Raw genomic sequence first — 13,856 nt, forward strand, 5'->3', positions numbered from 1 at the left:
AACGTACAGGTACGACCCGCTCAATCCGAGCCGGTCCAGATGGCGACGACGTCCGCCGCCGGCGTTTCGGATGTCTCACCGCCGGAAAGATCGCTGACAGCGACGGGCTTGTGATGGACGCTTAATACGGTGAGGTAGTTGGTCTTGCCCTCGTGTTCCACCGCGATCCTGTCTCCCGGCGAAGGGGAGGCCACGAAATTCAGAACACCCCAATCCTGGGTGGCGCTGTCGACGGACCCCCTCTGGACCAGCAGTCTCAGGCCAAGCAATCCAATCCTCCCGAAATGATGCGATTTCAGTTTCCGCAAACGGCTATCTAAAGAGCAGAATAGCCGAGAGCTGTCTGCGCGACCAGAGAAATTGAAACATGAAGGGATCCGCCGCCGGTCATCCCATGGTTGGATTTCTTGCCGAATAGCGCTACTTGACCTGCCTTTGAACGGGGTGGACGGAGATTGTCCATGAGGGTGATAATTTGCGGCGCCGGGCAGGTCGGCACGACCATCGCACGCCATCTGGCGACGGAAGGTTTCAGCGTTACCGTGATCGACAACGACCCCGAGCAGGTCCGCCGGGTCGATGAAAGTCACGATGTGCGCGGCGTGGTCGGATACGCTTCCCATCCCGAGGCGCTTCGAAAAGCGAACGCCCAGGATGCCGACATGCTCATAGCGGTCACGCGTTCCGACGAAGTCAACATGGCCGCCTGCCAGGTCGCCTATTCCCTGTTCGGCGTAAAGCGCCGTATCGCCCGGCTGCGTCACTCCGGCTATCTCGACCAGGACAAGAGCGGCCTTTATGCGGCCGAACACATGCCGATCGACGTGGTGATCTCGCCCGAGATCGAGATCGCGAAGGGGATCACCCGCCGTCTCGCCACGCCCGGCGCATTCGACATGGTCCCCATGGCCAGTGGTCAGGTCGAACTGCTCGGCATCCATGTCGAGGATTCGCGCATCCCGATCGTCAAGGAACGCATCGGAGATCTCGGCAAGGACGAGCAGTTCCACGGAATGTCGATCGTCGCCCTGGTCCGCAAGGGACGGTGTTTCGTTCCCGACAGCCAGGACCGGGTGACCGTCGGCGACGACGTCTATGTGCTCGCCAGGCGGGGCAAGGTCGACGACGTCGTTACGGCGTTCGGCCATCGTGAACGCGTCGCGAAGAAGCTGATCATCGTCGGAGCCGGCAATGTCGGCCTGAATCTGGCCAAGACCGTTCGGCGGCGCTCCCCGCTCGTCGACATCAAGCTTATCGAACAGGACGAGGAGCGGGCGGAACATGTCGCGGCGGAACTCGGCGGCGCCGTGGTGGTCTTGCACGGCGACGGTCTTGATCGCAGCCTGCTGGACGAGGCGCAGGCCGCATCCACGGATACTCTGGTTGCCGTCACCAACGATGACGAGACCAACATCTTCGCCTCCGTGCTCGCCAAGCAGGCTGGATGCAAGCGCGCGATCACCCTCGTCAACAAGCGTTCCTACGAGACCGTTCTCCCGGCTTTGGGGCTCAACACGGTGGTGAGCCCCAGCGCCGTGACGATCTCGACCGTTCTGCGCCACGTCCGGCACAGTTCCGTCACCGCGCTCTATACGTTGCGCGAGGACTTTGGCGAGGTCATCGAAGCGGAAATCCCCGAAGGCTCCCGATTGCTGCGTCGACCTCTGGGCCAGTTGGGCTTGCCCGTGGGGATGAAGATCGGGGCGGTGATACGCGAAAAGGAAGTGGTGTTTCCGCAGCCCGATATGCAGTTGCAACCAGGCGACACCGTTATCGCGCTCGTGACCTACAGCTATCTCAAGCTCGCCGAAGCCTTGCTGGGCTCGACCGGGATTCGCAATAGATGAATCCCGCCGCAAAAAAGGTTTCGGCGCCCCGGCCGATCTCGGCACAAGGCTTCAAGCCTGTCGCCTATTTCTCCGGCATGGTGCTGCTGGCGACCGCCGCGATGATGGCGTTCCCGATGCTTGCCGATCTGTATTTCGGCAACGAGGACTGGAAAGCGTTCGCGTTCGCCTGCGTCTTGACCTTCATACCGGGCATGTCGCTGGTCTATCTCACGAAAGGTTCTCTCAAGGCAGGATTGAGCCTGAGACAGGCGTTCCTGCTGACGCCGCTCAGTTGGCTGGCGGTGTCGATATTCAGCGCCATTCCGTTCTACCTGTCCGACTATGGCATCGTCGGCGGCAGTCCGGCGGATTCGTTCTTCGAAGCCGTTTCAGGCATCACCACGACCGGAGCGACGGTCATCTCGGGGCTGGATGGCGCTCCTCCGGGGATGCTGTTGTGGCGTGCTCTGCTTCAATGGATGGGCGGGATCGGCATCATCGCGACGGCGATAGCGATCCTGCCTGCTCTAGGCATCGGCGGAATGCAGTTGTTCAGGACCGAGTCGTCGGATCGCTCCGAAAAGGCCATGCCTCGCGTGCGCCAGATCGCGGCGACGCTCGGGAAGACCTATGTCGGCCTTACCGTGCTGGCTGTCCTGGTTTACTGGGCGGCGGGCATGCGGCTCTTCGATGCGGTCGCCCATGCCATGACCTCGATCGCAACGGGCGGCTATTCGACGTCCGACGCTTCGTTCGGGCGGTGGGAGAGCAACGGAATACAATGGTTCGCGACCCTGTTCATGCTGTCCGGAACGGTCCCGTTCGTGCTCTATGTCCGCTTCGTCGCGGGAGACCGGCGCGCGTTTCTGGACCGGCAGATCAGGACGCTGATGGTCTTTCTGGCCGTCACGGTCACGCTGATCGGCGGATGGCTCTTCATCTCGGGCGCCTACGCCCTCGAGCCCGCCTTTCGCCACGCCGCGTTCAACGTGGTGTCGGTCGTGACGACGACGGGCTATGCAACCACCGACTACACCTTGTGGGGAAATGCCCTCATCGGTGTCTTCTTCGGGCTAACCTTCGTGGGCGGCTGCACCGGATCGACGTCCGGCGGGATAAAGATCTTCCGATTTGAGGTGCTGGCGATCATGCTCAAGGCGCACTTCATGCGCCTGCTTTATCCGCGCGGCGTCTTCCCGCGCTACTATGGGAACCGCAAGCTCGATGACGACGTCGTCGGCTCGGTGGTCGCTTTCTTCGCGGTTTTCTTCCTCACCTACTCCGCATTGACCATCGGCTTGATGGGGTTCGGTCTCGACTTCCTGACGAGCGCGAGCGGGGCGGCGACCGCCGTCGCCAATGTCGGCCCGGGCCTTGGAGACACGATCGGTCCTGCCGGCAACTTCGGTCCATTGCCGGATGGTGCGAAATGGCTGCTTTCGCTCGGCATGCTGCTCGGGCGACTGGAGCTGTTCACGGTGCTTATCCTGTTCGTTCCGCGGTTCTGGCGGGGCTAGGCTTCGCCGTCCTCGGTGCGCCCGCGATGTTTCGTCGAGCATACCGATATGGGTCTCGGGAAAGCTGCGGCGTTCGCACCTTCCGGCGCTCGCCAATCCGAGGGCAGAGCCGACCAGAACTCCTTCTACTGAGGGCTGGTCAGGAAGCCGTCCGGCGCGAACGCCGGAAGGTGCGTGAAATAGGCGAAGGCCGGGCGGAAGAGCAAAGGCGATTGTGTTGTCCGCGGTGCCGAGCTTGCCACCCTCGGATATCGAGAGCAGGTCCTGCGATCGATGAATCGATTGTGATGTGACGGCGGCGGTGGCCCAACACCTAGTGCCCTGTGGCCGCTATCCGGCCTCCGGCGACTTCGAGAACGAGGGGTCGGAGTCGATCCGGCGCCGCCCCCGACATCGAATAGGCCACCAGCTGTGCCTCGATCTCTCCGTTGAAGCGCAGCGAGCCGTCCCCCTCGCCGTCGATGTCCAGAACCATGCGCGCCCCGGCATCGTCAGCGAGACCTAGAACGGGATTTCCGGCTCCGTCCTCGATCCGCAGTTCGACAAGACTTGCCGTTCCCTCGACCATCATCACCATCAGGCGGATCGGGCCGATGTCCGTTGGTGCCTCCTGCGGCTCGGCGAAGATGCGCAGGGAGCCGACATCATCGCTCTCGAAATGGTACTCCGACCGCTCCGCGTCGATCCGCCAGGACGCGGGCGCGCCGTCCAGAAGCCCTGTCATGCTCCCATCCCGTTCCTGGGCCGGGACAGGTGCGGAAAGGCAAATCACGGCAAGGGCGAGCACAGCGCCCTTCACGGCCGCACCTCGATGATCGACCGGCCGAGAACCACCCGGCCAGTTATGTCCAGATAGCGGATCTCGTAGGTGCCGAGCGCATCCGGCATTGCGACCTCCAGGCTGTCGATCCCAACGGCGCTTGCGAAACTGATCCAGCTGAAATCGGCCTGATCGGCGCGAGCCAGCGCAACACGCCGGTCCTCGCTTTCGCCACCGCCGGTCCAGCTCACGACGATGATTTCGCCCGGCTTCGCGGTGGTGGGCACGACGAGCCCGGCACCCTCATCCATCGGCGCGTCCGCCGCCAGCACTTCGATCGGCCGACGCGCCATGATCCGGTCGCCACGATCCAGATGGTAACGGATTTCATAGGCGCCTGGCTCTGCCGGGGCGGTGAACCTGCCGCGGTCAGCATCGCCGACACGGCGATAGCCGCTTTGTTCGCCGTCGGGCGTGCCGATCGGAACGATGGCAACGTAATCGCGCGGATGGATGGCGCCGGTCCATGATACGGAGATTTCCGTTTCGGCCCGCACCCTGTCGGGTCCGTTGAGCGAGACATCACCCTCGATCACCTCGACGGGCGCACGGGCGAGAACCCGGTCGCCGGCGTCGAGTTGCAGGCGCACCTCATAAAGCCCCGGCTCGGCCGGCGCACGCAACTCGCCCTCGGCATCGCCTTCCATGCGGTCGTAATCGCCATAGGCGCCGTCATCTGCCGCTGCGGGGACGATGGTGACGTAGTCGCGCGGATGCAGGCCCTCGGCCTGCCAGGTGACGGGGAAGGCCGATCCGACGACGACCTGTGCCGGCGCGGATACGGTGACGTCCGCATCGACAACCTCAATGGGTGTGCGGGAGAGAACCCGGTCGCCGGCGTTGAGTTGCAGCCGCACCTCATAGAAACCGGGTTCGGCCGGGGCGCGCAGTTCGCCCTCGGTCCGGTCCTCGAGCCGGTCATAATTGCCATAGGTCCCGTCCTCCGCCTTAGCGGGAACGATGGTAATGTAGTCGCGCGGATGGAGGTCCTCGCCTTCCCATGTCACGCTGACCGCGGACCCCACGACAGCGCGCGCGGGAGCGGATACCTGCGCAAGGGGCTGTTGCGGCTCGACGGGCGGGAAAATCGCATGAACATTGCGCACACCGTGCGATGTCAGGCTGATGTCGATCTGCGAGAAGTCGTCCTGCACCGTCGAATGGACCGTCACGATGTAGTCGCCGAACGGCAGATCGACGGTGAAGGGATTCGCGGCGCCCGTCCGAACCTTGGTGAACCCGGTGTCCGAGATTTCCCAGATCACCTCGCCGTCAACAAGGGGGAGGTCCGGTGCCGTTGATGGTTGGTCCCAGACGGGGGTGTCGCCGATCTCCTCACCACCAAGGTTTGCGGTGAAGGTAAACGTTGCCGACGCAGGTGCCGCAGTAACCTCGCGCAGGGCCTCCGTCAGTTCCCGGGCATTGTCGGCGGTCAGAAATCTGCCGCCGGTCTCTTCGGCGATACACTGCATCTGCATCAGCGCCTCGGCCTCGCCGCTGACGTCGAAGCCAATGACGTGGGCGGTGAAGTCCACGCCGACCGCCTCCAGCGCGCGGGCGGCGGCGCAGGGATCGGGGTTGCAGGTTTCGATACCGTCCGAGACGAGGATCACGGTCGCCGCCTGTTCGGTATGGCGCAGCGCTTGGGCAGCGGCAATGACGGCATCGGTCATCGGGGTCATGCCGCGCGGGTTCAGTTCGCTAACGATCCGGGCAATCTCGTCGGCGGTGCCCGGCGCCGGCGCAACAACGGTCTCGATATCCGAGCATTGTCCGCGCTCGCGGTGGCCGTAGGTGACGAAACCGAGGTTCTGGTCGACAGGAAAATCCAACAGGATTTCGGCCACCACCTCACGGGCGATGGTGATCTTGTTCACTCCATCAATCTGACCCCACATCGACCCCGATGCGTCCAGCACGAGGATCGTGTTCTGGCGTTCTTGGGCGAGCGCCGGCGCTGCGAGGGATAACGTCAGGGCGGCAAGCCCGGCGGTCACGAGCGGTTTCATACGGCTTCTCCGTTGTGCGCAGCTCCGAAGCGAGCGCCCGCGCGCTCTTTCAGTTTGCGAAAATGCGAGGACATCTGCTCCAGCCGCGCATCCCATTCCGGGTCAGGCTGCTGGCCGTCGGTCGTTTTGAAATAGACCTGCATCAGGCAGGTGACGGCGAAGGGTTCCAGGAAGGCCGCCTTGACGCTCCATGCGAACAGAAGCGCGAAGACGAAGCCGCCCGCCGACCAGGCGCCGGGGATGGCGTAGACCAGTGCGGCAGCCGGGGCGAGCATCACGAGGAAGATCAGAAAGGCGAGGCCGTAGGTAAAAAGCGTCAGCCAGGCGGCGTTGCGCAGCATCACTTTCCAGTTCTGGCCGTAGAGCACCAGCGCCTCACGCGCCGATCCCCAGGCATCCGTCGAGCGGGTGCGGATCGCATGAGCGAGGATCACCTCGTCGATGAACCCGACCGCCATGCGCAGGAATGCCTGGACGACGCCCATCAACTGCCGGACATAGGGGATTGGCAGGATCGACAGGATGCCGCGCGCCAGCCCCGTGACGGCACGAATGACGCCCTTTACCAATTGGTCCAGCGCGAAGAGCAGCGACGCCTGACCAAAGCGTTCTTTCACCACGGTCGTCGCATGGGCGATTTGCCCGCGCCCTTCCGGCAGAGGCCTGCCGTCGATCTGCTCGACCAAAACCGCGACATGACCCGCCTTGACGACGTAGAGGATATACTCGCGCAGCCAGTACATCACCGCCCCAGTCAGCCCCAAGCCCGCGATGCCACCCCAGGCCATCGAGGCCGCGCGAAAGTCGTCGTCTCCGAAGGCGCCGACGCCCCAGCCGATCCCGACGCCGGCGCCGGTCGCAAGGATGTAGGCCAGCGTGATCCCGAAATAGACCGCTGCCCGCATGAGCACGAAAGGCAGCGTCCGCATCATCAGGCTGAACGCCTGTCCTATATTGAAATCCCACAAGGCGCCGGTTTCCTTTCGGGTGTCGATCAGTCTGGATGTTGACGCCTGGGGGTGATCGTTTCGTCCCCGAAATGGCGCCGCAGCCAGGCGTTGATGCCATTGGCCATTAGCGCGGGCCCGTCGCCGGACACGCTCCACCGCGACAGCGCGACCCGTGTGGCCGGGCGGGTGTCGCGAAAAACCAGAACCACCTTCGAGGTGCTGCGGTCCTCTTGCGAGGTATGGCTGCGGTCCAGTTCGGCACTGTCGAGCGCCTCCAGCGGATAGTCCCGCCGGCGCGTGCCGAGGCGCGATGTCCGGGTGATGCTGGCCAGCCCCGTCCCCGCATCCAGCCGGAGCCGCGTGCGCTCGGACAGGGCAATGTATCCCGCGATGAAGGCCCCGTTCAGCCCGACCAGCAGCACCAACGCGATCAGGAACTCGCCGCCGATCAGATTGGCAAGCCCGATCAGCGTGACCGGCAGGACAGGCAGCATGACGAACCACAGGATAAAGCGCGGTATCCCAAGTTCCAGTTCCAGCAGATCGGGCGTATTCGTCTCGATGCTCATGACGAGACTCCCTGTTCGCGGCAGGACAGCCAGCCATTGACGACGCTTGTCAGATGCGCCACCTCTTCGGTATCCGGGCGAGACATCGGCATGACGATCTCGCGCCGCTCTGGTCCCGATCCGCATACCAGCACCAGCCGGGTCTCATCGTTTCCTGCTGCCGTTCCATAATGCGCGACGCTTTCCACCTTGCGCAGGTCCGAGAGTGCGCATGTCTCCTCGTGTCGTCCGCGCAATGTGGTCACGCGCAGTCGGGCAAACCCCGCATCGCGATCCAGGCGCAGCTGTGTCAGTCGTACCACGTCGTGCAGGTAGAACCAGCCAATCAGGCCCACCATGGCTAGGACGATGATCCCCGTTCCGGTGGCGCCGTCCGCCATGGTCGCGAGGCCCCCCGCGATCGCCACCAGTATCGCCGCTGCGGCGATCGCAGCCCGCCGGATCGGACGGTTTTCGATCTCCAGCACGGTGTCTGAGTTTTGCGTGACGCGCAGTGGATCGGCCAATAACTCGGCAAGCGTCATGGGCCGGCACCCAACGACGTGTCGATCCGCCCCTCGACGCCGCGACAGTCGTCAGGGGCATCCTGGCGGCATAAGGTTGCCGAAAAGCTGGCCTGGATGCGGCCTTCATCCTCAAGGTCCAGCAGGTCGACCTGCATCCGGGGCGGCTCTTCCTCGCTTTCCCAGATCTCCCCTGCCATCGTCCCACGATCCGGTCGCATGTCGATGGTCAAGCCGGCGGGCGGCGTATCGCCTGAAGGCTTGCCATGAAAGATCATTCCGATCGAAATGCTGCCGTCACCAAGCGCATGCAGGTCGATCATGGTCAGCGGGCCGATATCGGTGATCTGCACCATTGCAGAGCCGTCATCTTGACGCAGTACCTGCCAATTCAGGTCTTCACCTTCTGTGCTTGCCCTGATCTCGCCGATGGCCTCCAGCGCGCTGGCCGGGGCCGCGATGCCGAGGGACAGGATAAGTGAGAGAAACACCTTCATCGCTTGCCCTATCGGCTGATCAGTTGTTCGCGGACGCCCCGCGCGGAATTGCGTTTTGTTCCCATCGCCTCATCGGCCGAGAAGAAGCTGATAATCCCGTCCGAGCGTCGTGCACCGGTGCCGAACTGCCATTCGAATTGCGGTGCCGAGTCAATCTGGCAATCCTGAACCAAAGCCCATTCGAAGGGCTCGGCGGGGGGCTCGGAACCCTTTGAAATCAACATATAAAACTGTGGGTCCATTGGTTCGCCACGCACAAAGTCAAAGCGCAGCGGCTTGTTGCCACCTCGAACCGGCACCAGTTCGCTCTGAATGCCGTCCTGACCCAGATACAATCGGTTGCGGCTCCGGTCATAAATGATCTCGAAGGTGCTCTCCTGAACGCCTATTGCCACACTCGTTCCGATGGCGGATTCGGTCCATGTTCCCGCGATCAGCGGACCAATCTGTCGCAGATCGAACTTACCCGCCCGGTGGACGTCAGCGTGGCAGACCGGGTTGGGCGGTTCACCGGCCAGTGCTGAAGTTGCCGTAGCGATCAGCAACACGGCGGCAAGTCGGACAAGGGCGGCTCCGGCCATCTCAGTCAAGCTCTTCAAGCCGAGTGTCGAAGCTGAAGGTGACGGACCGGGTTTCGGATGCGGGGCCGCCGCTGACCTGCCCGGTGAGCGTGCCCTTCAGGGCGACGATCCCGTCCCCCGGTGCGAATTCATCCAGTGACAGCGTCAGGCTGTCCTGATCGCCGCTCCAGTTTCGGCCCATGTCGCGGGCGAAGGTAAGCGTCAGCGCGACCTCGGCAGGAGTGGGCAATTCGCCGCTGATGACCAGTTCCAGATTGACCGGCCCCTGATCGCCTTCCATCTGTGCGGCAAGGAGGGATACATCGGTGTAGTTGCCGATGATCGTCGCTTCGGACAATGCGGAGGCAACGGTCAGCTCCAGCGGCTTATCGCCGAAACTGCCGGTAACTAGCCCGCCCGGTTCGTCGGCCAGCGCCGGCAGCGCCAGCAGGCCGATCAGAAGGGGGGCACCTGCCCTGGACATGGTCGAGAAAATGGACAAGTGCAGTTCCTCCTGTTGTTTAATCCTGAGTATATCTTTGCTCATGCCTGTCGGCCCCGTTCGTTTGAACGGGGAACGTGCGGTCTTTTGTGTTAAAGTTGCATCTGAACCGGGTTCTTACGTCAGGTTGTAGTGATGAACTTGCGGCATCGCATCGCTCGAACCGCGCTGATCGCAGCGCTTTTGCTCAGCTCCGTGCCGGCGGCCGCCGAGAACGTGCTGCTGACCCTGACCGGGGCGGTGACGGATGGCAGGGTGGAACTGACGCGCACGGATTTCGATGCGATGGACTGGCATGAGTTTGCCACATCGACCAGCGTCACAGATCACCAGCCAGAGTTTCGCGGCGTGCTGATGCGCGACATCCTTTCCCACGCCGGGGCCGAGGGCAGCCAAGTGCGCGCCGCGGCATTGAACGATTATGTCGTCGATATCCCCATCGAGGATTTTTATCAGTTTGACGTTCTGGCCGCGCTTTACATGGATGGCGTGCCCCTGAGCCGGCGTGACAAGGGCCCGGTCTGGATCGTCTATCCGCGCGACGATCACGGCGTTCTGGCCGATATCCGCTATGACATGCGATGGGTCTGGCAGCTTGTCGCGCTGCATGTGCAATGACCACCCGCCAAGAGTGGATACGTTATTTGGGGCTGGGCGGTCTGGTTCTGGTCTGCCTGGGCCTTCTGGGTCTGGCTGCGTGGCAGCTAGTCCAGTTGGAACGTCAGATGCGGATCGGTGCCAGCGAAAACATGATCTGGGTCTTTGGCCAAGCACAGATAGAGGCTTTGAATCTCGCGCTCGCGCTTTCTGACGAGGCGCCGCCGCAACAGGTTCAGACCCGCTTTGACGTCTTACTTTCCCGGCTGACGCTGCTGGAAGAGGGTCCACAACGCCGCTTTCTCGAGGATGCGGGGATCTCTGAAACGCTTGCTGGTTGGCGCAGCGGCCTTCTGGCGCTTGATCCCGCGCAAGGGGCTGATCCGGCCGCGCTGCGGGCACATGTCACAGCTCTGGTCGCAGCCCTGCGGGGCAAGGCCAGTCTGGTAATGTCCCACGAATGGAAGATTCAGGCTGAGCGGCTGGACCGTCTGGGACATTTGCACAGGCTCGCGCTGGTGTCGGTCTTGGGGGCTGCATTGGCAGGATTGGGGTTAGCCGCAATCCTGATCGATCACGAGAAGCGGTTGATGAGAGGGCGGCTGGATCGCCTCCAGGCTGAAAAGCTGGCCGGCGATCTGGAACGCGAGCGCGAAACCTCCGAGAACCACCGCCGATTCGCCGATCTGATTGCCCATCAACTCCGCACGCCGCTGGCTGTGATCGACAGCGCCATGCACCGCCTGACTCGGCGCGGCGGCCCGGTTTCGCCGGAATTGGTTTCGGAAAAGGCGGCCGTCTCGCGCGAGGCGGTTGCGCGGCTTGTGAAGCTGACGGATACCGCCCTGATGATGTCACGGCTGGAACGTGACGGGGTTCTTCCCCACCTCGGTGCTCATGACCTGCGTGATCTGGCAGCCTCGGTAATTGACGACCTGATGATGACGGCGCAGGGTCGTGAGCCGTCGCGTATCCGCCAGCCGGAGCAGACAACTCCGATGGTCGCGCTCTGCGATCCGGCGCTGTCCGGCGAAATCCTGATCAACCTGCTCAGCAATGCGCTTTTGTACTCCCCATTGGATTGCCGCGTCGATGTCGAGGTTTCACAGTCGCAGACTCATATCGTCTGTCGAGTCGAAGACCGAGGACGAGGTATGTCGCCTGAAGAGATCGCGTGCGCCTTCGACAGGTTCCATCGTGGGAGTGGGCACGAAACCCTGCCTGGCTCTGGGTTGGGGCTGACGCTTGCGCGCCATCTTGCCCGGATGCAGGGAGGTGATGTGAACCTGACACAGCGTGTCGGGGGCGGTCTGACAGCCGCGCTTTACCTGCCGAGGGAAACCTCCGCATGACCGCGCCACTGATCCTGTGCGTGGAGGACGAGCCGTCGCTGCGCGACGATATCACGTTCGAACTACAGGAGGCTGGTTATATCGTGGCGGCTGCCGAAGATGCACGCGAGGCGTTGGCCTTTCTGGAAAGCAGCCGCCCCGATCTGATCCTGTGCGATATCCTGATGCCCGGCATGGACGGAAGAGGGTTCATATCCCATTTGCGCAAGGCGCGGTCTGATCTCGACGACGTGCCCTTCGTCTTCCTGACCGCCCTGTCCTCACGCCAGCACGTGATCGATGGACGCATCGCAGGGGCCGACGACTATCTGACCAAGCCCATTGACTACGACCTGTTGCGTGCGACGGTTGAATCCCGCCTGAACCGGATCCAGCAATTGCGCGCAATGCCCGGAGACCGTTCCGGCCTGACCGCGTTGGACCGCCTGGCCATCGGCGTGGTGCTGCTGAACGCCAATGGCGGCGTGGTCCATGCCAATCCTCTCGCCCGGTGCCTGTCGGACGAGGTAGGTATCGCTCTGAGCGGGGGCGTCACCGCCAGCGGCAAGGATGGTCGGAAACTGTCCGCACTAGTCGCCGCATTGATTTCGGATGAAAGAGTGGCGCCGGCGGGCTTGCGCCTTGATAACGGATGTCATCTGATGGTCCTCGGGATGTCGTTGCCGGCACGCGCGCACCATGACGATGCGGTAGCCATGCTGATACTGAGCAGCGGGGATAGCCAGCCTCCTCTGGACAATGCGATCCTTGGCCAGTTGTTCGATCTGACCCCGATGGAAGCCCAGGTAGCTTGTCTGTTAGCCGAAGGATTGCGCCGCAACCAGATCGCGGACCGGTTGGCGATCTCGGGCACTACCGTCGCATTTCATCTGCGAAACATCTTCGCCAAGACCGGCGTCCAAAGGCAGGCGGAACTGGTAGCGTTGGTTCTGTCGGTACCACTGGCACGGTCCGTGACCTGAGCGAAACCGGCCTCGCAATCCCCCATGCTTTTCTGGCGACGCTCGAGAGCGCCAGAAGGCGGCGCGCATCCTTGCAGAAGACCTCTCCCGACCACGTCAACCTGATTCTGCCCTTCGACCGATGCAGCAACTCCACGCCGAGGTCGTCTTCCAGATCCTTGATAGCGCGCGACAGAGGTGATGGTTCAATGTGCAATCTTGCCGACGCTCGGGTGAAGTTCAGTTCCTCCGCAACGGTAATGAAATATCGCAGATGACGCAGCCTCATCTCCTACCTCCTCGCATCAAAGAAGTGCCCACAAAAATACAGCGGAGGGCTGTACCTGCTGATCCGGCGGCGTTGCCGCGATTCGAGCTGACGTGGATGGTTGCAGGTCCGACAGTTTGTCACTTCGTCCTGGCAACGCACATGGCGGCTGACGCTGGACACTTTCATGCCGAGCGCGCCGGCCGCGCCCGAAAAGCTCATCTGCTCGGCCGCCGCAAGGACGTAGCGCAGCGCCCTCAGAGCGAATGGAAGCCCTTCTGCAGGCCAGCGTACAGGGCGTTCCCATAGAGGTGAGTTCGATCCGCTCATCGCCAATGTGCTCCCTCGTAGAGGTTGACGATGCGGCGTCGGCTGGCTCCTACTTTCAGGTTCGGTTTGGCCCGTGCCGCATTACCGTGTCGCTAGCTCCGCCACACGCGCAAGTGCGGAGGCGAAGCCCGACAGCGAGACGGAGAAGGCGAGTTCCTGGCCGCTGTCGTTGGCCGTCACTGTAATGCCGAGCGCCGCGCCGGCCTTGAGCACCGCGACGGTCGCCGCGTCGAAGGCGAGCGGCACGAGACAGCCCGCAGGCAGGCAGGTCGAGAACCGCGCGTCCGCGAGCGGCGCGGTCTCGTCGATGGCGAGCCGCGCGCCCGCGTCCAGCCGAAGCCCGAAGGGCAGCACCAGAACGCCGTTCGCCGCGTTGCCGCCCTCGGCCGCCGAAAGCTCGACGGCAAGCACGCGCTGGCGGTTCTCGCCGCTCACCTGAGTCTGGGTCATGGCGCAGCGCACCGCGCCTTCCCGCGTCGTGCAGGCGACCGTCCAGTCGCCATGAGCCTCGTTGAGCGAGGACGCGCCGCCGGGGAGGCCCTGCGCGGCGGCGATGCCCGCCCCGGCAAAGCCGAGCAGCGCGACGCCGAAGATCGTTCCGGTCGCCTTCAT

Annotated in this window: 16 protein-coding genes and 1 pseudogene; 5 read left to right on the forward strand and 12 right to left on the reverse strand. The window is 63.2% G+C overall.

The annotated features are described in order from the left end of the window. Positions 1-20: 20 nt before the first annotated feature. Positions 21-269, reverse strand: a complete 249-nt coding sequence (locus M9945_RS06365; RefSeq protein WP_367943860.1) for a hypothetical protein — start codon at positions 267-269, stop codon at positions 21-23. A gap of 192 nt (positions 270-461) precedes the next feature. On the opposite strand from M9945_RS06365, the gene trkA reads away from it, so the two are divergent. Beyond that, complete coding sequence (gene trkA, locus M9945_RS06370) at positions 462-1,847, forward strand: Trk system potassium transporter TrkA (protein WP_367943861.1); 1,386 nt, start codon at positions 462-464, stop codon at positions 1,845-1,847. Beyond that, on the forward strand, positions 1,844-3,346 hold the full coding sequence (locus M9945_RS06375; RefSeq protein WP_367943862.1) for a TrkH family potassium uptake protein: 1,503 nt from the start codon (positions 1,844-1,846) through the stop codon (positions 3,344-3,346). The genes trkA and M9945_RS06375 overlap by 4 nt, the downstream gene beginning before the upstream one ends. 313 nt (positions 3,347-3,659) lie before the next feature. Here the strand turns inward: M9945_RS06375 and M9945_RS06380 are convergent, their stop codons facing one another. From M9945_RS06380 to M9945_RS06415, 8 genes are all read right to left on the reverse strand, one after another. Next, positions 3,660-4,070, reverse strand: a complete 411-nt coding sequence (locus M9945_RS06380) for a hypothetical protein (RefSeq protein WP_367943863.1) — start codon at positions 4,068-4,070, stop codon at positions 3,660-3,662. A gap of 71 nt (positions 4,071-4,141) precedes the next feature. Next, positions 4,142-6,175, reverse strand: coding sequence for a VWA domain-containing protein (locus tag M9945_RS06385; RefSeq protein WP_367943864.1), 2,034 nt, complete (start codon positions 6,173-6,175; stop codon positions 4,142-4,144). Beyond that, positions 6,172-7,143 carry a hypothetical protein gene (locus tag M9945_RS06390; protein WP_367943865.1) on the reverse strand — a complete coding sequence of 324 codons (972 nt, stop codon included), beginning with the start codon at positions 7,141-7,143 and terminating at the stop codon, positions 6,172-6,174. The genes M9945_RS06385 and M9945_RS06390 overlap by 4 nt, the downstream gene beginning before the upstream one ends. Positions 7,144-7,169: 26 nt before the next feature. After that, positions 7,170-7,694, reverse strand: coding sequence for a hypothetical protein (locus M9945_RS06395; protein ID WP_367943866.1), 525 nt, complete (start codon positions 7,692-7,694; stop codon positions 7,170-7,172). Further along, on the reverse strand, positions 7,691-8,218 hold the full coding sequence (locus M9945_RS06400) for a hypothetical protein (RefSeq protein WP_367943867.1): 528 nt from the start codon (positions 8,216-8,218) through the stop codon (positions 7,691-7,693). The genes M9945_RS06395 and M9945_RS06400 overlap by 4 nt, the downstream gene beginning before the upstream one ends. Further along, complete coding sequence (locus tag M9945_RS06405) at positions 8,215-8,694, reverse strand: hypothetical protein (protein ID WP_367943868.1); 480 nt, start codon at positions 8,692-8,694, stop codon at positions 8,215-8,217. Before M9945_RS06405 ends, M9945_RS06400 begins: the two co-directional genes overlap by 4 nt. A gap of 8 nt (positions 8,695-8,702) precedes the next feature. Next, positions 8,703-9,275, reverse strand: coding sequence for a hypothetical protein (locus M9945_RS06410; protein ID WP_367943869.1), 573 nt, complete (start codon positions 9,273-9,275; stop codon positions 8,703-8,705). A gap of 1 nt (position 9,276) precedes the next feature. Continuing rightward, a complete protein-coding gene (locus M9945_RS06415) occupies positions 9,277-9,801 on the reverse strand; it encodes a hypothetical protein (RefSeq protein WP_367943870.1) in 525 nt (174 codons plus the stop codon). A gap of 90 nt (positions 9,802-9,891) precedes the next feature. Here M9945_RS06415 and M9945_RS06420 point away from each other — a divergent pair, with 90 nt between their 5' ends. From M9945_RS06420 to M9945_RS06430, 3 genes are read left to right on the forward strand one after another with little or no spacing between them, the layout of a single operon-like run. Continuing rightward, the gene (locus M9945_RS06420) at positions 9,892-10,374 is read left to right on the forward strand and encodes a molybdopterin-dependent oxidoreductase (protein ID WP_367943871.1); all 483 of its coding nucleotides are present in this window, start codon (positions 9,892-9,894) and stop codon (positions 10,372-10,374) included. Beyond that, complete coding sequence (locus M9945_RS06425; RefSeq protein ID WP_367943872.1) at positions 10,371-11,705, forward strand: sensor histidine kinase; 1,335 nt, start codon at positions 10,371-10,373, stop codon at positions 11,703-11,705. The genes M9945_RS06420 and M9945_RS06425 overlap by 4 nt, the downstream gene beginning before the upstream one ends. Continuing rightward, positions 11,702-12,667 (forward strand): response regulator, encoded by a 966-nt coding sequence (locus M9945_RS06430; protein WP_367943873.1) that lies wholly within the window; start codon positions 11,702-11,704, stop codon positions 12,665-12,667. The genes M9945_RS06425 and M9945_RS06430 overlap by 4 nt, the downstream gene beginning before the upstream one ends. 55 nt (positions 12,668-12,722) lie before the next feature. On the opposite strand, the pseudogene M9945_RS06435 reads toward M9945_RS06430, so the two are convergent. The 3 genes and pseudogenes from M9945_RS06435 to M9945_RS06445 all read right to left on the reverse strand — a co-directional run. Continuing rightward, positions 12,723-12,935, reverse strand: a pseudogene (locus tag M9945_RS06435) (LysR family transcriptional regulator); the annotation flags it as partial. A 3-nt stretch (positions 12,936-12,938) separates the two neighbouring features. Then, the gene (locus tag M9945_RS06440) at positions 12,939-13,244 is read right to left on the reverse strand and encodes a LysR family transcriptional regulator (protein WP_367943874.1); all 306 of its coding nucleotides are present in this window, start codon (positions 13,242-13,244) and stop codon (positions 12,939-12,941) included. Between the two features lie 81 nt (positions 13,245-13,325). Then, entirely contained in the window at positions 13,326-13,856 is a 531-nt protein-coding gene (locus tag M9945_RS06445) for an invasion associated locus B family protein (RefSeq protein WP_367943875.1), read from the reverse strand.

It is taken from the genome of Aquamicrobium sp. (assembly GCF_023954335.1).
Classification (GTDB): Bacteria; Pseudomonadota; Alphaproteobacteria; order Rhizobiales; family Rhizobiaceae; genus Aerobium.

Excerpts from the sequence above, each read along its gene's own strand:
- M9945_RS06385 (WP_367943864.1), bottom strand. The coding sequence starts at position 6,175 with ATGAAACCGCTCGTGACCGCCGGGCTTGCCGCCCTGACGTTATCCCTC.
- M9945_RS06425 (WP_367943872.1), top strand. The coding sequence starts at position 10,371 with ATGACCACCCGCCAAGAGTGGATACGTTATTTGGGGCTGGGCGGTCTG.
- M9945_RS06380 (WP_367943863.1), bottom strand. The coding sequence starts at position 4,070 with ATGACAGGGCTTCTGGACGGCGCGCCCGCGTCCTGGCGGATCGACGCG.
- M9945_RS06440 (WP_367943874.1), bottom strand. The coding sequence starts at position 13,244 with ATGAGCGGATCGAACTCACCTCTATGGGAACGCCCTGTACGCTGGCCT.
- M9945_RS06410 (WP_367943869.1), bottom strand. The coding sequence starts at position 9,275 with ATGGCCGGAGCCGCCCTTGTCCGACTTGCCGCCGTGTTGCTGATCGCT.
- M9945_RS06420 (WP_367943871.1), top strand. The coding sequence starts at position 9,892 with ATGAACTTGCGGCATCGCATCGCTCGAACCGCGCTGATCGCAGCGCTT.
- trkA (WP_367943861.1), top strand. The coding sequence starts at position 462 with ATGAGGGTGATAATTTGCGGCGCCGGGCAGGTCGGCACGACCATCGCA.
- M9945_RS06400 (WP_367943867.1), bottom strand. The coding sequence starts at position 8,218 with ATGACGCTTGCCGAGTTATTGGCCGATCCACTGCGCGTCACGCAAAAC.
- M9945_RS06415 (WP_367943870.1), bottom strand. The coding sequence starts at position 9,801 with ATGAGCAAAGATATACTCAGGATTAAACAACAGGAGGAACTGCACTTG.
- M9945_RS06405 (WP_367943868.1), bottom strand. The coding sequence starts at position 8,694 with ATGAAGGTGTTTCTCTCACTTATCCTGTCCCTCGGCATCGCGGCCCCG.
- M9945_RS06395 (WP_367943866.1), bottom strand. The coding sequence starts at position 7,694 with ATGAGCATCGAGACGAATACGCCCGATCTGCTGGAACTGGAACTTGGG.
- M9945_RS06445 (WP_367943875.1), bottom strand. The coding sequence starts at position 13,856 with ATGAAGGCGACCGGAACGATCTTCGGCGTCGCGCTGCTCGGCTTTGCC.
- M9945_RS06430 (WP_367943873.1), top strand. The coding sequence starts at position 11,702 with ATGACCGCGCCACTGATCCTGTGCGTGGAGGACGAGCCGTCGCTGCGC.
- M9945_RS06375 (WP_367943862.1), top strand. The coding sequence starts at position 1,844 with ATGAATCCCGCCGCAAAAAAGGTTTCGGCGCCCCGGCCGATCTCGGCA.